We start from the raw sequence: 16,900 nt of genomic DNA on the forward strand, positions 1-16,900 counted from the left end.
CACCCTCCTCATGGTTCGGCTCCCTCCATGGTGCCCCCGTTCTGCCTCCTCACGGTGCACACGACGACATGTGTGCCCGATTTCCAGGGCCCCTCACTGGTCCACGACCCGGCCTCGTGCACCGACGGGTCGAAGCCGTAGTCACGCGGAGGCACCTCGCGCGCGCACGCCGCGTCCGACTCGGTGCGCGCCTCGGCGAGCGTGACGTCCTCGCCCAGCCGGGTGAACCCCAGCACCTGTTCGTCGTACGTCCCGTCGCACGACACCAGCCGCGCCTCCCGGCGGGACCGCACGTCCAGGCAGTCCCGCCGCTGCATCGTCGCCGTGTCGGCGAACGCCGTCCCCGGGCGGCGCCGGTCCCCGAGCGGCCCGTACACCGGCCCGTGCGCCCCCAGCACCAGACAGGCGGTACGCCCCCCGGCCGCCTCGAACCCGTCCGCCGTCGGCACGACGGCCAGGCCGCGGACGTCGGCCAGCCGGCCGCGCAGTTCCCGCGTCCGCTCCTCGCACAGGGCCGGGCCCCGCTCCCGTGCCTCCTCGTCCGAGGCGGCCTCGACGAAGGCCACGACCTGCCCGTCGGGTGCCTGGTCCGCACAGGTCGGGTCGAGGGTCAGCCGGGGCGTTCCGCTGAACCGGGCGCCGCCGGGCCAGTCGGTCAGCACGCAGTCGCCCGCCTTCAGCGGCTCGACCAGTCCGACGGCCTCCCCGTACGGAACCGCCGTCCCGCCGCCGTTCTCCCGGTCGGCCAGCGCGTACCAGGCACCGCCCAGCGCCAGCGCCAGGCCCAGTCCTCCGGCGAGGGCCGCGCGCAGCGCGTGCGGGCGGGAGCGCCGACGGGTCCCGCCGGCGACCGGGTCACGGCCGGCCGCTCCGGGCGCCGGGTGGGCGGAGGCGGTCCAGGGCGGCTGGGAGCCGAGGTCCGTCTGTGTCCGCGCGTACGTCTCCGTCTGGGGCGTCACGATCCGCGCCAGCTCGGCCTCCACCTCCCGCGTCGTCGCCCGCAGGTCCGGGTCCTTGGCGAGCAGCCCCCGCAGCACCGGCTCCAGCGCGCCCGCCCGCACCGGCGCGTGCGGGTCCTCCAGCACCGCCGCGGTGACCGACGCCAGCGGGGACTCCCGCGCGAAGGGGCCGTGCCCCTCCACCGCGTGGTAGAGCGTGCAGCCCAGCGAGAACAGGTCGGCCGCGGGGGTGGGCGGACCGCCGGTGGCCCGCTCCGGCGCCAGATAGCCCGCCGTGCCGACCAGCGCGGACGCCATCGTGTACCGCGTCTCCCCGGTGTCCGGCTGCACGGAGATGCCGTAGTCGGTGAGCAGCACCCGCCCGTACGGCGATCCGGTGCGGTCCGGGGCCAGCAGGATGTTCGCCGGTTTCACGTCCCGGTGCATCACGCCCCGCTCGTGCCCGGCGGTCAGCGCGTCCAGCACGGCCAGTCCGATCCGGGCGCACTCGGCCGGGGCGAGCGGACCGCCCCGGGCGAGCAGCTCCCGCAGGTCGACGGCGCCCGCCACGTACTCCATGACGATCCACGGCAGTCCTTCGTGTTCCAGCACGTCGTGCACGGTCACCACGTGGGGGTGGCCGCGCAGACCCGCGGCGTGCCGGGCCTCCGCGCGGGCCCGGGCGACCCGGGCCTCCCGCTCCTGGCCGGGCTCGGCCGGGTCGCCGAACACGACCTCCTTCAGTGCGACCTCGCACGCGAGTCTCTGGTCGTGGGCGAGCCAGACGTGCCCCATGCCGCCGCTGCCCAGCCGGTGCAGCAGCAGATAGCGGCCGGCGATGACCCGGCCCACTCCCGACGTCGGTGATGAGGGCATCCGGTCACTCCCGGGTTCGACGCGGGCGCTCAGCGGGGGCGCTCGTGGTGGGTGCTTCGGGAGCGGCGGACACGCTCGTGGCCGGAGCGCCGCTCGAGGGCCGGCCGGCCGGCGGTGGGGGCGCGCCGCTCGTGACGGGGTCGCCGGCCGGGGGCGAGGAGGCGGTGGTCCTCGGCGACGATCCGGTCGAGCCGGGAGGCGGGGAGCCGGTCCCGGGAGTCTCCGGGGACGGCGGAGGGGGCGTGGAGCGGGTGGAGGGCGGGGTGGCCCCGGTGCTCGGCGGGGGCGGCGGAGTGGAGCCGGCCGGTGTGGACGTGTCCCCCGGCGTCCCGCTCGGCGACCCCGGCCGCTCGGATTCCGCCGGCCCGGAGGACGGCGATGACGACGGCGGCGCGGACGGCGATGACGGCGGCGGTGGTCCGGGGTCCTCCGACTCCCGCGACGGCGGCGGCGGTCCGGGGTCCTTCGTCTCCCGCGACGATTCCGGACCCGGGGGAGTGGTCCCGCCACCGGACGCACCCGTGTCCTCCGTCACGCTCAGCGTGACGTGCGCCCCGAACCGCAGCTCGGCCCCCGCGGCCGGATCGGACGCCGTGACCCGCGCGCCGTCCGGCGGCACCTTCCCCCCGTCGTACGCGACCGCCAGCCCCCGCCCGGCCAGCCGTCGGCTCGCCTCACCGAACGTGGTGCCGATGAGGGACGGCACCGCCTGCCGCTTCCTCGTGTCGAAGGCGGTGTCCTCCTCGCCCGTCGTCCCCACGGGCCGCTCGATGCCCCGGTCGGGATCCTCCACATCGACGAGGGCGATCCGCTCCAGCCTGTGGGAAGCGGGCCGTACGACCACGACCTCGGAACGGTCGTACCCCTTCCACTTCTCGTTTCCGTCGTCGAAGGAGACGGAAATCCTGCTCTTGTCCCCCTCGAAGGGCCGCAGTGGATTTCCGCACGAGCACTTCACCGCCGGCAGCCCCTGCTCGTCGACCAGAATCGCGATTCCCGCCTGGAGCAGCGCGTTGAAGGGAACAGCCTTTCCCTTTTCGTAGTCGTGGTTCTTCACCAGAGTGTCGTGACGCAGGAGAACAGGAGTGAGCCGGTCGAGATACTCCGGTATCTCATCCGTACGGAGATCCAGCACCCCGGCCCAGGCCCGTGCCTTGCGGTCGTTGCGCGGCTCGGCGAGATACCGCTTCAACCGCTCGACGTCGCAGATCGCCGCCTCGCCGGTGCCCCCGTACAGGCCGGGCGTGTCCCCTTGCTGCAGACCGCCGTGGACGGGCCGCGACCGCACGTCGGCGTCCCGTCCGAGTCCGCCGCGCTCGTCGAAGAACGGCGCGAGGGAGGCGGCCCCCGCGGCCACCGCCTTCACGTCGAACAAAGGTGTGGCCGAATCGCACCCGCTGGCGACAAGAAGTAATAACGACAGGACGGCGATCTTCCGAATCGCCGTTTTTCCCGCCCTGTGCACGAACGTGCGAAGTACCATCACCGCTCCCCCCGGCGGTTCCCCCCTGACGCATTCATGCTACCGGTGGAAATTCCCCGTTCAAGGGGATCGGGGAGACGGTGAATTCAGTTTCCGCGTGCGCTCAGTGAGGCCAGATAGGCGTTGTACGCCTCGAGCTCCTTGTCCCCGTCCCGGTCGGCGGCGCGGTCCTTGCGCCTGGCCTGCCGCTGGTCCGAGGCGTACCACTGGAACAGCAGCGCGAGCAGTACCAGCACGGAGGGGACTTCGCTGAACGCCCACGCGATGCCGCCGGCCGCGTTCTGGTCGGACAGGGCGTCGATGCCGAGCGAGCCGGGCGGATTCTCGAACGTCGTGACCATCGGGGACGACGCCATCATCAACGCGATGCCGAAGAACGCGTGGAACGGCATGCCCGCGAACAGCTCCAGCATCCGCATCAGGTACCCCGGCCGGTGCGGACCCGGGTCCACACCCATGATCGGCCAGAAGAAGACCAGGCCGACGGCGAGGAAGTGCACCATCATCGCGATGTGCCCCACCCTGGAGCCCATCAGGAAGTCGAACAGCGGGGTGAAGTACAGGCCGTACAGGCTGGCGATGAACAGGGGGATGGTGAACACCGGGTGGGTGACGACCCGCATGTAGCGGCTGTGCAGCAGCATCAGCAGCAGCTCGCGCGGCCCCTTGCGGCCCCGCCCGGCCGGCGGCAGCGCGCGCAGGGCGAGGGTGATCGGAGCGCCGAGCAGGATCAGGATCGGCGACACCATGCTGATCACCATGTGCTGCACCATGTGCACGCTGAACATGACCATGCCGTAGTCGTTCAGCCTGGTGCACATCATGAGCCCGATGCTCAGCACACCGGTGACGAACCCGACGGTCCGTCCCACCGGCCACTTGTCACCGCGCCGCACCAGACGGACCACGCCCCAGCCGTACAGCGCCAGCCCCAGCAGACAGGCGACGAGGAAGAAGGAATCCGCCGACCAGGCGAGCCCTCGCCCCAGCGTGAACGGCGGCAGATCCATGGTCATGCCGTGCCCGCTGTGATCCATCCACCGGCTCCTGTTTCGTGCAGGTTGTACGCAATCCGTCCGCACCAGGGTAGAACCGCCCCCGGCGATCATCGTCACCGGGGGCGGCAAGCGCCCTGAAGGGGCGCGGGGCTGTATCGACATGCGGCTCCGCCGCGTGGGCGCGAGAAACCGCGGACGGCCCGCAGTCCGTAACGAACCGCAGCAGACCGAGCTCTTACCGGCGCCGCAGACTCACAGCACGCACTCCGCCTCCTCGTACCGCGATTCCGGCACGGTCTTCAGCGTCTCGACCGCCTCAGCGAGCGAAACCATCACGATGTCCGTCCCCCGCAGCGCGGTCATCCGCCCGAACTCCCCGCGGTGCACCGCCTCCACCGCGTGCCACCCGAACCGCGTGGCCAGCACCCGGTCGTACGCCGTGGGCGTCCCGCCCCGCTGCACGTGCCCGAGGATCACCGGCCGCGCCTCCTTGCCGAGCCGAGACTCCAGCTCCAGGGAGAGCTGCCGGGCGATCCCGGCGAACCGCTCGTGGCCGTAGACGTCCTTGCCGCCCTCGTCGAAGTCCATGGTCCCGGCCTTCGGCTTGGCCCCCTCCGCGGCGACCACGATCGCGAACCGCTTGCCGGCCGCGAACCGCTCGCCGACCTTCGCGGTCAGCTCGTCGATGTCGAAGGGCCGTTCGGGTACGACGACGGCGTGCGCGCCGGCCGCCATGCCGGAGTGCAGCGCGATCCAGCCCGTGTGCCGGCCCATGACCTCGACGATCAGCACCCGCTGGTGCGACTCGGCGGTGGTCTTCAGCCGGTCCAGGGCCTCGGTCGCCACGCCGACGGCCGTGTCGAAGCCGAAGGTGACGTCGGTGACGGCGATGTCGTTGTCGATGGTCTTCGGCACGCCCACTATCGGCAGCCCGTTGTCCGACAGCAGCCGGGCCGCCTTCAGCGTGCCCTCGCCGCCGATCGGGATGATCGCGTCGAGGCCGAGTTCCCGGACGTGCCCCTTGGCCCGCTCCACGCCGTCCCGCAGATGCTCGGGGCGCACCCGGGAGGAGCCGAGGACGGTGCCGCCGAGAGCGAGGATGCCGCTCACCGCGTCGAGGTCGAGCTTGAGGTAGTCGCACTCCAGGAGGCCCTTCCAGCCGTCCCGGAAGCCGATGACCTCGTCGCCGTGGTCGACGACGGCACGGTGCACGACGGACCGGATGACGGCGTTCAGGCCGGGGCAGTCGCCGCCGGACGTGAGGACACCAATGCGCATAGCCCGAAACAACCTTCTCGATGTGGGCCGGGACCGGACCGCGTTGTCCGGCTCGATCCCTGTCACCCTAGCGGTTTCGGGGGGCGGGGCCGCACCTGCCGTCCGCCTGCTGGACGACCCCGCTCACCTGTGCGGACCAGCCGTCAGACGGGCCGTTCACGCCCGTCCGGCGCCCGGGTGCCGCGGTCCGCGGACCTTCTCAGGCGGGCTGCTGCGCCGCCGAGATGCGCTCGTTGCGCAGCGCCTCGTACCACCGGTCGTCGGTCGGCGGCAGCGCGTTGACGTCGAGCGCCAGCTTCAGCAGCAGGTCCGCGATCTGCGGATTGCGGGCCAGCACCGGACCGTGCATGTACGTGCCGAAGACGGTCTCGTTGAACGCGCCCTCCGTGCCGTCCCCGGTGCCGTTGCCGTTGCCGAAGCGCACCTGGGCGAGCGGGCGGGCCGTGGGGCCCAGGTGGGTGACGCCCTGGTGGTTCTCGAACCCGGTCAGCGGGGGCAGCCCCAGCTGCGGGTTGACGTCCCCCAGCACGTCGCCCACGCACCGGGCGCCCTCGCCGCGTACCGAGACCACGTCGAGCAGGCCGAGACCGGGCTCGCGCTGGCCGAGGTCGTTGATGAACTCGTGGCCGAGGATCTGGTAGCCGGCGCAGACCGAGAAGACGATCGCGCCGTTGCCCACCGCCCGGTGCAGACCGCCGTCCCGGCGCAGCCGCTCGGCGGCCAGCCGCTGCGGACGGTCCTCGCCGCCGCCGATCAGGTAGATGTCGCCGGAGGTCGGGATCGGCTGGTCGCTGCGCACGTCGAGCCGCGCCACGTCCAGGCCGCGCTGCCGCGCCCGGCGCTCCACGACGAGGACGTTGCCCTGGTCGCCGTAGGTGCTGAGCAGGTCCGGGTAGATCCACACGACCCGCAGCTGGTTGTCGCTCACTTCAAGTCCCCTGGGGTGTCGTTGGTCAGTTGCCGACGCGGCGGCGCAGGTCCTGGAACGCGGTGTAGTTGGCGATGACCTCGATCCGGCCCGGCGGGCACAGCTGCACCGCCTGGTCGAGGTTGTCACAGACCTGGAACTGCTGGTTCGCGACCTCCAGGCGCACCGCGAGGTCCAGCTTCCGGTCGCCGACGACGCAGATCGGGTGGCCGGTCAGCCGGGTGTAGTCGACGTCCCACAGCCAGGAGGTGTCGGTGCCGTCGGCGGAGCGCGCGTTCACCGAGAGGATCACCGGCGTGGGCGGCGGGTCGATCAGCGAGAACGTCTCCAGCCAGCCCGCGGGGTTCTTGGCGAGCAGCAGGCGCAGATCACGGCCCTCGAACTGCACGACGTCGTAGCGGCCGGCCACGGCCTGCACCTGGTACATGCGCTCCAGGGCGACCTGCGGCGGCACCCCGAAGACGGCGGCGACGGCCGCGGAGCTCGCGGCGTTGGCCTTGTTGGCGCGGCCCGGCAGCTGGAGGTGGATCGGCCAGGCGGAGCCGTGCGGGTCGAGTACGTGGTCGCCGGAGAGCGCCCAGCTCGGGGTGGGCCGCCGGAAGCCGCACTCGCCGCAGAACCAGTCGTCGCCCGGGCGCTGCATCACACCGCCGCAGGACGGGCAGGACCAGGCGTCGTCCTTCCACATCTGGCCGGCGGCGACCCAGATCACGTTGGGGGAGGAGGACGCGGCCCACACCACCAGCGGGTCGTCGGCGTTGGCGACGATCACGGCCTTGGAGCCGGCCAGGCCCTCGCGCCAGTTCTCCGCGAGCATGCGGGTCTCGGCGGCGCGGTCCAGCTGGTCGCGGGAGAGGTTGAGCAGTGCGATGCACTTGGGATCGGTGTCCCGGGCGACGCCCGCGAGGTACTTCTCGTCGACCTCGATGACGCCGAACTTGGCGTCCGAGCCGCCGGCCAGCGCCGAGGTGATGCCGGCCGGCATGTTGGCGCCGAGCGCGTTGGAGACGACGGGCCCCGCGGCCCGCAGCGCCTCGGCGATGAGCCGGGTGGTGGTGGTCTTGCCGTTGGTCGCCGAGACCAGGACGCAGTCCAGGTTCTGCGCGAGCCGGGCGAGGAGATCGGGGTCGAGCTTGAGTGCCACCCGGCCGCCGATCACCGAACCGCTGCCGCGCCCGGCGGCGCGGGATGCCGCCGCGACCGCCTTGCCCGCGGTCACGGCCAGCTTGGCCCGCGGCGTGAGCGGGTCCGAGTTGCCTGCCATCAGTTCTCGATCCTCCTTGCGTACGCGCCGCGTCTGTGCCTGACGGCCACGTGGTGAGACCTCAGCCTATCGAGATCCATTCGCACTCCAGAACCGCGGCACCATCGTGAGACGGGCGCTGCTGGAAGGACCGTACTCTGACAGGCATGCGACAAGGCTCCATCCCCGGCGTCCACGGACGTGTGCGGCCCCTCACCCTGCTCGGCGACCCGGTGCTGCACGCGCCCTGCCGGGAGGTCACGGACTTCGGCCCGGAACTCGCCCGTCTGGTGGACGATCTGTTCGCCACGATGTACGCGGCGCAGGGCGTGGGCCTGGCCGCCAACCAGATCGGCGAGCCGCTCAGGGTGTTCGTCTACGACTGCCCGGACGACGAGGACGTCCGCCACCTGGGCCACGTGGTGAACCCGAGGCTGGTCGAGACGGACGGGGTGGTGGTGCGCGGCCCCGAGGGCTGTCTGTCCCTGCCCGGCCTGGAGGCGGGCACCGAGCGGTACGACCACGCGGTCGTCGAGGGCTTCACGGTGACCGGCGAACCGGTCACCGTCCACGGCACCGGATTCTTCGCCCGGTGCCTGCAGCACGAGTGCGACCACCTGGAGGGCCGGGTCTACGCCGACCGTCTGACGGGGTGGCGGCACCGGAAACTGATGCGGCAGGTGGCCCGGGCCCCTTGGCGCCGGGGGGACTGAACCCCCAGGAGCGGGGGGCCGCGTCGATGTGCGGCGTTGCCGCTCGCGCGCGCCCGGCCGCGGACGCGCCCGCACCCGGTCCGCGACGGTCAGAACCCCGGGCCTCCCACCTTGTCGCCCGCGGCCGCCAGCCGCCCCCACAGCAGATCGGCCAGGCTCCGCACCAGCTCCGCCCGCGAGCAGGGCCGTTCGCCGAGCCACCAGTCGCCCGCCGCGTGCATCATGCCGACGATGCCGTGGCCCCACACCCGGGCCAGCTGCCGGCCGTCCGGTCCGAGGTCCAGCCGGTCCCCGATGACCTGGGCCAGTTCCTCGCCCATCCGGCGCAGCAGCGGCGCCGAGTGCTTGCCGACGTCGAAGCCCTGGTCGCTCTGCGACTCCTCCGCCGGGTGCATCAGGAACCGGTACACCTGGGGCCGCGCCTCGATCGCCGAGAGATAGGTGTCCAGGGTGGCCTCGACCCGTTCGCGCCGGTCCGCCGGGGCGTCCAGCGCGGCCCGCAGCGAGTCCAGCAGGGCGTCGGTGTGCCGCTTGGCCAGGGCGGCGTAGAGTCCTCCCTTGTCACCGAAGTGCCGGTAGAGGATCGGCTTGGTGATGCCGGCCTCGGCGGCGATCGCGTTCATCGAGGCCCCCGGGCCGTCGCGCAGCACCACCCGGTCGGCGGCCTCCAGCAGCTCGCGCCGGCGTCGGTCGGCGGACCGCTGCTGATCGGTCCGCTGTGTGGTGTTCATGAGCTCTCCCCACCCGTGCTGATTCGGTGACGCCTGCGCAAACTAACACTGACGGCGCCTCGGCCATCGAACGGGATACCGACCGGTCCTGGGGAGTTGACTTTTCCTACCCACCGGTAACAGACTCGGTGTTACCGCAAGTAACATGCATGTGTGCCGCTGGAGGGGACATGGCCGAGTTCACCATGGAGCTCAACGACGAACAGAAGGAGGTCCGGGACTGGCTGCACGGCTTCGCCGCCGATGTGATCCGCCCCGCGGCCGCCGAATGGGACGAGCGTGAGGAGACTCCCTGGCCGGTCATCCAGGAGGCCGCCAAGGTCGGCATCTACTCCCTGGACTTCTACGCCCAGCAGTACTTCGACGCAACCGGCCTCGGCATCCCGATGGCCATGGAGGAGCTCTTCTGGGGCGACGCCGGCATCGCCCTGTCGATCGTCGGCACCGGGCTGGCCGCGGTCGGCGTCCTCGCCAACGGCACCGAGGAGCAGATCGGCACCTGGATCCCCCAGATGTACGGCGACACCAACGACGTCAAGGTCGCCGCGTTCTGCTCCTCCGAGCCCGACGCCGGCTCCGACGTGGCCTCGATGCGCACCCGCGCGGTGTACGACGAGGCCAAGGACGAGTGGGTGATCAACGGCACCAAGACCTGGGCGACCAACGGCGGCATCGCCAACGTCCACGTCGTGGTCGCGGTCGTCGACCCGGACCTCGGCTCCAAGGGCCACGCCTCCTTCATCATCCCGCCGGGCACCCCCGGCTGCTCCCAGGGCCAGAAGTTCAAGAAGCACGGCATCCGCGCCTCGCACACCGCCGAGGTCATCCTGGACGACGTGCGCGTCCCCGGCTCCTGCCTGCTCGGCGGCAAGGAGAAGCTGGACGAGCGCCTCGCCCGCGCCCGCGAGAAGGCGAAGCAGGGCGGTGAGCGGGTGAAGAACGCCGCGATGGCCACCTTCGAGGCGTCCCGCCCCGCCGTCGGCGCCATGGCGGTGGGCACCGCCCGCGCGGCGTACGAGGTCGCCCTCGACTACGCGACCACGCGTGAGCAGTTCGGCCGCCCGATCATCGACAACCAGGGCGTCGCCTTCCAGCTCGCCGACATGCGCACGCAGATCGACGCCGCCCGCCTCCTGGTGTGGCGCGCCTCCTGGATGGCGATCAACGGCAAGCCGTTCACGGCGGCCGAGGGCTCGATGTCCAAGCTGTTCGCCAGCGAGACGGCCAAGAAGGTCACCGCCCAGGCGATCCAGATCCTCGGCGGCAACGGCTACACCCGCGAGTACCCGGTGGAGCGCATGCACCGCGACGCAGCGATCTACACCATCTTCGAGGGCACGAGCGAGATCCAGCGCCTGGTGATCGCCCGGACCCTGTCGGGCATGCCCATCCGCTGAGACGGCCACCCGGACGACCCGGCGGTGCGGACGGCACCGCCGGGTTGTCCCTGCCCCGATCCCGGGGAAGGCTCGTGCGTGACCGACGCGACGGAGGACGCGATGACACGCACGGCCCGGGAACTGCTGGAGACGGCCACCAGGGAACTCGCCCCCGATCCGGGGGCCAACCCCCTGGTCCCCCTGATCGCCCGGGGCGAGGCCGACCGGGCCGTCCTGGCCACGCTGGCCCTGGAACAGCGCTGGGTGATCCCGGCGGACCGCCGAGCCTTCCTGCACCTGGCGGAGCGGTCCGACCCCCGGTCGGCCGCGTACTTCACCGCCCTGGCCGAGGGCGAGGCACTGGCGGCGGAACACCTGAGGACGTTCACGGCCGCGTGCGGCGTGGACGAGGAGCGGGCGGACGCGTACGAGCCCCTGCCGGGCTGCCAGGCCTACCCCGCGTACGTCGCCTGGCTGGCCCTGAACGCCGAACCGCCGGACGTGGTCCTGGCCCTGACGGCGAACTTCTCCGCCTGGGGCGGCTACTGCGCGACGATCGCGAAGTCCCTGCGCACCCACTACGGTTTCACCGACGAGGCCTGCGCCTTCTTCGACTTCTTCGCCGAACCGGCCCCGGCCCTGGACGAGGCCGCCACGGAGGCAGTCCGGACCGCCCTGGACGAGGGGCGCCTCGACGAGAACGGCGCACATGCGTATGCCCGCTTGCTCCAGGCGTACGAGGCGATGTTCTGGTCGACGTTGGGACAGCACGGGCAGGGGCGCGGGGAACTGCGCGACAAGCCACCCGCTGCCCGCTCCCGGCAATGAACCCCGCGTGCTACGGCGCACCCCCGCTGCTGTGGGCGATGCACGCGACGTCGATCCGATCGGCGAGCTTCGCCAGCTCGATGGTCAGTGCGGCCACCGTGTCCTCGTCGAGCCCGTCCTCCCCCGCCTCGACGAGCCGGACCCACCGCCCGCCCACCGTACGCAGCAGCTTGCTGACATCGGCGGCGGCCACCTGCAAGGTCCCGCGGTCGTCGACGATCAGAGGCAGAGTCACTTCGCGGTTCACAGTCGGGATCGTAGCCGCGCGGACATCACGCACCCTGCCAAACCGTCGTGATGTTGCAGAACTCGCGGATTCCGTGCCCGGACAGCTCACGCCCGTACCCCGACCGCTTGACCCCGCCGAAGGGGAACGCCGGATGGGACGCCGTCATCCCGTTCACGTACACGCTTCCCGCCTCCAGGTCCCGTACGAACCGGTCGACCTCGGCCTCGTCGCGGGTCCAGACGTTGGAGCTCAGCCCGAAGTCGGTGTCGTTGGCGATCAGGACCGCCTCGTCGACGTCCGCCGCGCGGTAGAGCGTGGCGACCGGGCCGAAGGCCTCCTCACGGTGGATGCGCATCTCCCGGCCGATGCCGGCCAGGACGGTCGGCGGGTAGAACCAGCCGGGCCCGTCGGGGCGCTCGCCGCCGCACAGCACGGTGGCGCCCGCGCGGACGGCGTCGTCGACCAGCTCCTCCAGGTCGTCCCGGCCCCGTTCGCTGGAGAGCGGGCCGACGTCGGTCTCCTCGTCCATCGGGTCACCGACCTTCAGCGCCCTCATGCCCGCGACGAAACGCTCGGCGAAGGCGTCGTAGACGTCCGTGTGCACGATGAACCGCTTGGCGGCGATGCAGGACTGCCCCGTGTTCTGCGTCCGCGCGGTGACCGCCACCTCGGCGGCCCGGTCCAGGTCGGCGGAGGGCATCACCACGTACGGGTCGCTGCCGCCCAGCTCCAGCACCGTCTTCTTGATCATCTCCCCGGAGGTGGCGGCGACCGCGCGGCCCGCGGGCTCGCTCCCGGTGAGGGTGGCCGCCTTCACCCGCTCGTCCCGCAGGATGTCGTCGACCGCGGCGGAGCCGACGAGCAGCGTCTGGAAGCAGCCCTCGGTGAAGCCCGCGCGGTGGAAGAGGTCCTCCAGGTACAGGGCGGTCTGCGGCACGTTCGAGGCGTGCTTGAGCAGTCCCACGTTGCCCGCCATCAGCGCGGGTGCGGCGAACCGCACCACCTGCCACAGCGGGAAGTTCCACGGCATCACGGCGAGCACCGGACCCAGCGGCCGGTAGCGCACCAGGACGCGGGAGGCGCCGGAGTCCTTCACGTCGGAGGCGTCGGGTTCCTCGTCGGCGAGGAGCTCCGCCGCGTGATCGGCGTACCAGTGCATCGCCTTGGCGCACTTCGCGGCCTCCGCGCGGGCCTGCTTGACCGGCTTGCCCATTTCCATGGTGATCACCCGGCCGATGGTCTCCCGGTCCTCGTCGAGGATCTCGGCGGCCCGGTGCATCAGACGGGCACGCTCGGCGAAGGTCGTCGTCCGGTACGTACGGAACGTGGCCTCCGCGAGCTGGATCCGGTGCCCGATCTCCTCCTCGTCCATGGGGTGGTACGTCTTGACCGTCTCGCCGTTCGCCGGGTTCACCGTGGCGATGTGCATCGCTGACCTCCCTGGGGCGGGCTGTGCTTTCCGACCTTCCCGCGCGGTGGTGGGCGGCGCAACGCGGGAGGTCTCCTCAGGGCGAGTGCTCCGCCAGGCGGTCGAGAAACGCGGCCTGCGCGCCGACGATCACCTCGCGGGCCCGCTCCAGGGGGAACCACGCCACCCGGTCCAGCTCCGGGAACTCCCGGACCCGCCCCGACCTCGGCGGCCACTCCATCGCGAAGGTGCCGGGGACGACCGCCGCCGGATCGAGGTCCGCCTCCACCGCCCATGCGGTGACGGTCTTCCCGCCGGACTGCCGGACCTCCCCGAGCGGCAGCGCCTCCCCGTCCGGCGGCGGCAGCCCCAGCTCCTCCCGGAACTCGCGGCGCGCCGCCTCCCAGGCGGGCTCACCGGGGTCGTACTCGCCCTTCGGCACGGTCCACGCCCCGCTCTCCCGCCGGGCGAAGAACGGGCCACCCATATGACCGAGCAACACCTCGAGGCCCTGACCTGTGTGTCGGAACAACAGCAGTCCGGCGCTCCGGGCGCCCTTCACGGCCGCACCTCGGGGTGCGCGGCGAGCAGGGTCTCCACCGTGTCCGCCTCCTCGGGGCGCTTGTCCTCGCGGTAGCGGATCACGCGGGCGAAGCGCAGGGTGACGCCGGCCGGGTAGCGGGGGGAGCGCTGGAGGCCGTCGTAGGCGATCTCCACGACGAGTTCGGGGCGCACCGTCACGACGTAGCCGCTCTCGTCGACCGCCAGCTCCCGCAGCCGTTCGGTCTGCCAGGCCAGCATCGCGTCGGTCAGGCCCTTGAAGGTCTTGCCGAGCATGGCGAAGCCGCCGTCGGCGGTGCGGGCGCCCAGGTGCAGGTTGGAGAGCTTCCCGGTGCGGCGGCCGTGGCCCCACTCGGCGGCCAGCACCACCAGGTCGAGCGTGTGGACGGGCTTGACCTTCAGCCAGGACGCCCCGCGCCGGCCGGCGCTGTAGGGGGCGTCCAGCCCCTTGGCCACGACGCCCTCGTGGCCGCGCTCCAGCGTCTCGGCGAGGAACTCCTCGGCCGCGCCCAGGTCCCCGGGACCCGACACCAGGGTGCGGCGCACCCGCATGGGCTCCGGGACCAGCCGGGCCAGTTCCGCGTGGCGCTCGGTGAACGGCAGGTCCAGCAGGTCGCGGCCGTCGACGGAGAGGGCGTCGAAGAAGACGGGGGAGACGGGGACCTCCCGGGCGGCCGTGGCCACGTCCGCCCGGGAGCCGACCCGTCCGGCGGTCTCCTGGAAGGAACGGGGCCTGCCGTCCCCGCCGAAGGAGATGACCTCCCCGTCCAGGATGAACCGCTCGCCCCGCAACTCCCGGGCCGCCGCCGTCACTTCCGGCAGCCGGTCGGTGATGTCGTCGAGGGTGCGGGTGTGCACGCGCACGGTGTCCCCGTCGCGGTGGACCTGGACGCGGATGCCGTCCAGCTTCTCCTCGACCGCGCAGGCCCCCAGTTTCTCCACCGCCTCGGCCACCGAGGAGGCGCTGTGCGCCAGCATCGGCAGCACCGGACGGCCCACGGTGAGCCGGAACCGCTCCAGCGCCCCGGGACCGTCCGCCAGCAGCGCCCCGGCCACCGCCTGGAGCGAGCCGGCCAGCATCACCGCCCGCCGCACATCGGCCGGCGGCGCCCCCGTCGCCTGCGCCAGCCCCTCCACCGCGACCGCGTCCAGGGCGCCCTGCCGGACCTCGCCGGTGAGCAGCCCGGACAGGAACCGCTGCTCCTCCTCGGTGGCCGCGCCCAGCAGCTCGCCGACCAGCCGGGCCCGCTCCGCCCGGGAGCCCGGACCGGACACCTCGCCGAGCGCGGTGAGCAGCGCGTCGACCTCGCGCACCGTCAGGGACGGCTCGGCGGCGGGGGCGACCGGACGGCTCAGCACCTTCCAGCCGACCCCGATGCGGCCCTGCGGCAGCCGCCCGGCCAGATACGGGATGACGACCGGCACGTCGTCCGCCTCCGCCTCCCGGAACAGCCCGGCGAGCAGGGCGATCTTCCGGGACCGCGCCGGGGCGGCGGCGACCTCCTGGGACACACGGGCCAGCCGGGACAGCAGCATGCAGTCATAGTGCTCCGGAGACGGGTGCTCCACACCCCCGCCGTCCGGCACCTACCCGTTCACCGCGGCGTCCAGGCCGGTCATCAGCAGGTCCCCGACGATCGCGGCCGCCGCGCGGTAACCGCCGCTCGCCGCGTGCACCACCTGCTCGGCGAAGCCGATCGCGTTGCCCGCCGCCCAGACCCCGGGCACCGTGGTCAGGCCGGTCGGGTCGACCACCGGGTACGCGCCGAAGGGGGTCTCGTTCATCTCGGCGCCCAGCCGCTCCAGCAGGCCCGTCCGCGGCACCGGACGCGGCCCGACGAACAGCACGGAACGGGCGTGCGTGGTGCCGTCGGCCAGCCGCACCCCGGTGAGCCGGTCGTCCTCGACCACCAGCTCCGCGACCTCACCGGGCACCACGTCGACCCCGGCGGCGGCCAGCCGGCGCAGGTCCTGGTCGGACAGTTCCTCCTCGGCGACCTCGTGGAGGAAGAAGGTGACGTCCTTCGACCACTGGGACACCATCAGCGCCTGGTGCACGCTCATCGCGCTCGACGCGAGCACCCCGAACGGCTCGTCGCGCACCTCCCAGCCGTGGCAGAACGGGCAGTGCAGCACGTCCCGCCCGAACCGCTCGGCGACCCCGGGGACCGCCGGCATCTCGTCCTTCAGCCCGGTGGCGACGACCAGCCGCCGGGCCCGTACGGCCGGTCCGGCGTCGAGGGCGACGGTGAAGTCCCCGTCCCTGGTGACGTCCGTGACCCGGTCCCGGACGAGCTCCACGCCGTAGCGCGCGATCTCCTCCCGGCCCAGCGCCAGGAACTCGGCCGGTGCCATCCCGTCCCGGGACAGATAGCCCTGCATGTGCGACGAGGGCGCGTTGCGCGGCTCGCCCGCGTCGACGACCAGCGTGCGGTGCCGGGCCCGGCCGAGCACCAGCGCGGCGGACAGTCCCGCCGCTCCGCCGCCGACGACGACCACGTCGTACGTCCCGCTTCCGAATGTCTCGTTCATCGTGACCACCTCCGCCACGACAGTCGCCCAGGCACTGCCGCATTGACAAACGTCTTTGCCGAACCTGCAATATCCGTATGACTACGGACGACGTTCTCGCGGAAGTGGGCCCCCGGCTGCGGCGGATCAGGAAGGAGCGGGAGGTGACCCTCGCGGCGCTGTCCGAGGCGACCGGCATCTCCGTGAGCACCCTCTCCCGGCTGGAGTCCGGACTGCGCAAACCCAGTCTGGAGCTGCTGCTGCCGATCGCGCAGGCCCACCAGGTGCCGCTGGACGAACTGGTCGGCGCGCCGCCGGTCGGTGATCCGCGCATCCGCGCGTCCGAGCCGATCCGGCGCCACGGCCGCACCCACTGGCCGCTCACCCGCCAGCCCGGTGGCCTCCAGGCGTACAAGGTGCTGGAGCCGAAGCGGAGGCTCGAACCCGAACCGCGCACCCACGAAGGCTACGAGTGGCTGTACGTGCTCTCCGGGAAGCTGCGGCTGGTGCTCGGCGAGCACGACGTGGTGCTGGCGGCGGGGGAGGCGGCCGAGTTCGACACGCGTGTGCCGCACTGGTTCGGGTCGACGGGGGAGGGGCCCGTGGAGTTCCTCAGCCTGTTCGGGCCGCAGGGGGAGCGGATGCACGTACGGGCGCGGCCTAGGCGGGCGTGACGGACGGGGGCGTTCCCTTTCCGGTGTCCCTTCGGGTGCCCCTTCCCCATGTCTCTTCCCAGGGGGCAAGCGACCGCTTAGTATGCGAGGGACCCGGTCAGGCGAACACGACGTTCACGCTC

At 72.4% G+C, this 16,900-nt stretch carries 16 protein-coding genes; 4 read left to right on the plus strand and 12 right to left on the minus strand.

Annotation, left to right across the window (positions count from 1 at the left end):
- Positions 1–8 precede the first annotated feature (8 nt).
- The 6 genes from AB0A94_RS19375 to AB0A94_RS19400 all read right to left on the minus strand — a co-directional run bounded on the left by AB0A94_RS19375 (position 9) and on the right by AB0A94_RS19400 (position 7,765).
- Positions 9–1,814, minus strand: coding sequence for a protein kinase (locus tag AB0A94_RS19375; RefSeq protein ID WP_361745795.1), 1,806 nt, complete (start codon positions 1,812–1,814; stop codon positions 9–11).
- 4 nt (positions 1,815–1,818) lie between these two features.
- The gene (locus AB0A94_RS19380; RefSeq protein ID WP_361745886.1) at positions 1,819–3,180 is read right to left on the minus strand and encodes a PASTA domain-containing protein; all 1,362 of its coding nucleotides are present in this window, start codon (positions 3,178–3,180) and stop codon (positions 1,819–1,821) included.
- Between the two features lie 203 nt (positions 3,181–3,383).
- Positions 3,384–4,334 carry a cytochrome c oxidase assembly protein gene (locus AB0A94_RS19385; RefSeq protein WP_361745797.1) on the minus strand — a complete coding sequence of 317 codons (951 nt, stop codon included), beginning with the start codon at positions 4,332–4,334 and terminating at the stop codon, positions 3,384–3,386.
- Positions 4,335–4,547: 213 nt separating this feature from the next.
- Positions 4,548–5,573 (minus strand): 6-phosphofructokinase, encoded by a 1,026-nt coding sequence (locus AB0A94_RS19390; RefSeq protein ID WP_361745799.1) that lies wholly within the window; start codon positions 5,571–5,573, stop codon positions 4,548–4,550.
- Between the two features lie 199 nt (positions 5,574–5,772).
- Positions 5,773–6,501 (minus strand): glutamine amidotransferase, encoded by a 729-nt coding sequence (locus AB0A94_RS19395; protein ID WP_217135366.1) that lies wholly within the window; start codon positions 6,499–6,501, stop codon positions 5,773–5,775.
- Positions 6,502–6,526: 25 nt separating this feature from the next.
- Positions 6,527–7,765: a MurT ligase domain-containing protein gene (locus tag AB0A94_RS19400; RefSeq protein ID WP_217135364.1), complete on the minus strand. Its 1,239-nt coding sequence runs from the start codon at positions 7,763–7,765 to the stop codon at positions 6,527–6,529.
- Positions 7,766–7,911: 146 nt separating this feature from the next.
- Here AB0A94_RS19400 and def point away from each other — a divergent pair, with 146 nt between their 5' ends.
- Complete coding sequence (gene def, locus AB0A94_RS19405; RefSeq protein ID WP_361745801.1) at positions 7,912–8,457, plus strand: peptide deformylase; 546 nt, start codon at positions 7,912–7,914, stop codon at positions 8,455–8,457.
- An 89-nt stretch (positions 8,458–8,546) separates the two neighbouring features.
- Here def and AB0A94_RS19410 read toward each other — a convergent pair whose 3' ends face one another.
- On the minus strand, positions 8,547–9,188 hold the full coding sequence (locus AB0A94_RS19410) for a TetR family transcriptional regulator (protein WP_217135360.1): 642 nt from the start codon (positions 9,186–9,188) through the stop codon (positions 8,547–8,549).
- 170 nt (positions 9,189–9,358) lie between these two features.
- Between AB0A94_RS19410 and AB0A94_RS19415 the strand changes: the two genes are divergently transcribed.
- Together AB0A94_RS19415 and AB0A94_RS19420 are read left to right on the plus strand one after the other, a co-directional pair.
- Positions 9,359–10,585 (plus strand): acyl-CoA dehydrogenase family protein, encoded by a 1,227-nt coding sequence (locus AB0A94_RS19415; protein ID WP_361745803.1) that lies wholly within the window; start codon positions 9,359–9,361, stop codon positions 10,583–10,585.
- Between the two features lie 102 nt (positions 10,586–10,687).
- Positions 10,688–11,395: a transcriptional regulator gene (locus AB0A94_RS19420; protein WP_361745887.1), complete on the plus strand. Its 708-nt coding sequence runs from the start codon at positions 10,688–10,690 to the stop codon at positions 11,393–11,395.
- 10 nt (positions 11,396–11,405) lie between these two features.
- On the opposite strand, the gene AB0A94_RS19425 is transcribed toward AB0A94_RS19420, so the two are convergent.
- From AB0A94_RS19425 to AB0A94_RS19445, 5 genes are all read right to left on the minus strand, one after another.
- A complete protein-coding gene (locus AB0A94_RS19425) occupies positions 11,406–11,642 on the minus strand; it encodes a DUF6213 family protein (RefSeq protein WP_004991175.1) in 237 nt (78 codons plus the stop codon).
- A 25-nt stretch (positions 11,643–11,667) separates the two neighbouring features.
- Positions 11,668–13,053: an NADP-dependent succinic semialdehyde dehydrogenase gene (locus AB0A94_RS19430; RefSeq protein ID WP_361745805.1), complete on the minus strand. Its 1,386-nt coding sequence runs from the start codon at positions 13,051–13,053 to the stop codon at positions 11,668–11,670.
- 76 nt (positions 13,054–13,129) lie between these two features.
- Positions 13,130–13,594, minus strand: a complete 465-nt coding sequence (locus AB0A94_RS19435; protein ID WP_361745807.1) for an NUDIX domain-containing protein — start codon at positions 13,592–13,594, stop codon at positions 13,130–13,132.
- On the minus strand, positions 13,591–15,129 hold the full coding sequence (locus AB0A94_RS19440; protein ID WP_361745809.1) for an ATP-dependent DNA ligase: 1,539 nt from the start codon (positions 15,127–15,129) through the stop codon (positions 13,591–13,593). Before AB0A94_RS19440 ends, AB0A94_RS19435 begins: the two co-directional genes overlap by 4 nt.
- Positions 15,130–15,180: 51 nt before the next feature.
- A complete protein-coding gene (locus AB0A94_RS19445) occupies positions 15,181–16,125 on the minus strand; it encodes an NAD(P)/FAD-dependent oxidoreductase (RefSeq protein ID WP_361745811.1) in 945 nt (314 codons plus the stop codon).
- Positions 16,126–16,202: 77 nt separating this feature from the next.
- Between AB0A94_RS19445 and AB0A94_RS19450 the strand changes: the two genes are divergently transcribed.
- Positions 16,203–16,778: an XRE family transcriptional regulator gene (locus AB0A94_RS19450; protein ID WP_361745813.1), complete on the plus strand. Its 576-nt coding sequence runs from the start codon at positions 16,203–16,205 to the stop codon at positions 16,776–16,778.
- The last annotated feature ends 122 nt before the right edge of the window (positions 16,779–16,900 follow it).

Source organism: Streptomyces sp. NPDC044984 (assembly GCF_040646935.1).
Lineage (GTDB): Bacteria > Actinomycetota > Actinomycetes > Streptomycetales > Streptomycetaceae > Streptomyces.

Coding starts and splice junctions, on each gene's coding strand:
- AB0A94_RS19410 (WP_217135360.1), bottom strand. CDS start 9,188: ATGAACACCACACAGCGGACCGATCAGCAGCGGTCCGCCGACCGACGC.
- def (WP_361745801.1), top strand. CDS start 7,912: ATGCGACAAGGCTCCATCCCCGGCGTCCACGGACGTGTGCGGCCCCTC.
- AB0A94_RS19415 (WP_361745803.1), top strand. CDS start 9,359: ATGGCCGAGTTCACCATGGAGCTCAACGACGAACAGAAGGAGGTCCGG.
- AB0A94_RS19420 (WP_361745887.1), top strand. CDS start 10,688: ATGACACGCACGGCCCGGGAACTGCTGGAGACGGCCACCAGGGAACTC.
- AB0A94_RS19440 (WP_361745809.1), bottom strand. CDS start 15,129: ATGCTGCTGTCCCGGCTGGCCCGTGTGTCCCAGGAGGTCGCCGCCGCC.
- AB0A94_RS19400 (WP_217135364.1), bottom strand. CDS start 7,765: ATGGCAGGCAACTCGGACCCGCTCACGCCGCGGGCCAAGCTGGCCGTG.
- AB0A94_RS19450 (WP_361745813.1), top strand. CDS start 16,203: ATGACTACGGACGACGTTCTCGCGGAAGTGGGCCCCCGGCTGCGGCGG.
- AB0A94_RS19445 (WP_361745811.1), bottom strand. CDS start 16,125: ATGAACGAGACATTCGGAAGCGGGACGTACGACGTGGTCGTCGTCGGC.
- AB0A94_RS19430 (WP_361745805.1), bottom strand. CDS start 13,053: ATGCACATCGCCACGGTGAACCCGGCGAACGGCGAGACGGTCAAGACG.
- AB0A94_RS19390 (WP_361745799.1), bottom strand. CDS start 5,573: ATGCGCATTGGTGTCCTCACGTCCGGCGGCGACTGCCCCGGCCTGAAC.
- AB0A94_RS19385 (WP_361745797.1), bottom strand. CDS start 4,334: ATGGATCACAGCGGGCACGGCATGACCATGGATCTGCCGCCGTTCACG.
- AB0A94_RS19375 (WP_361745795.1), bottom strand. CDS start 1,814: ATGCCCTCATCACCGACGTCGGGAGTGGGCCGGGTCATCGCCGGCCGC.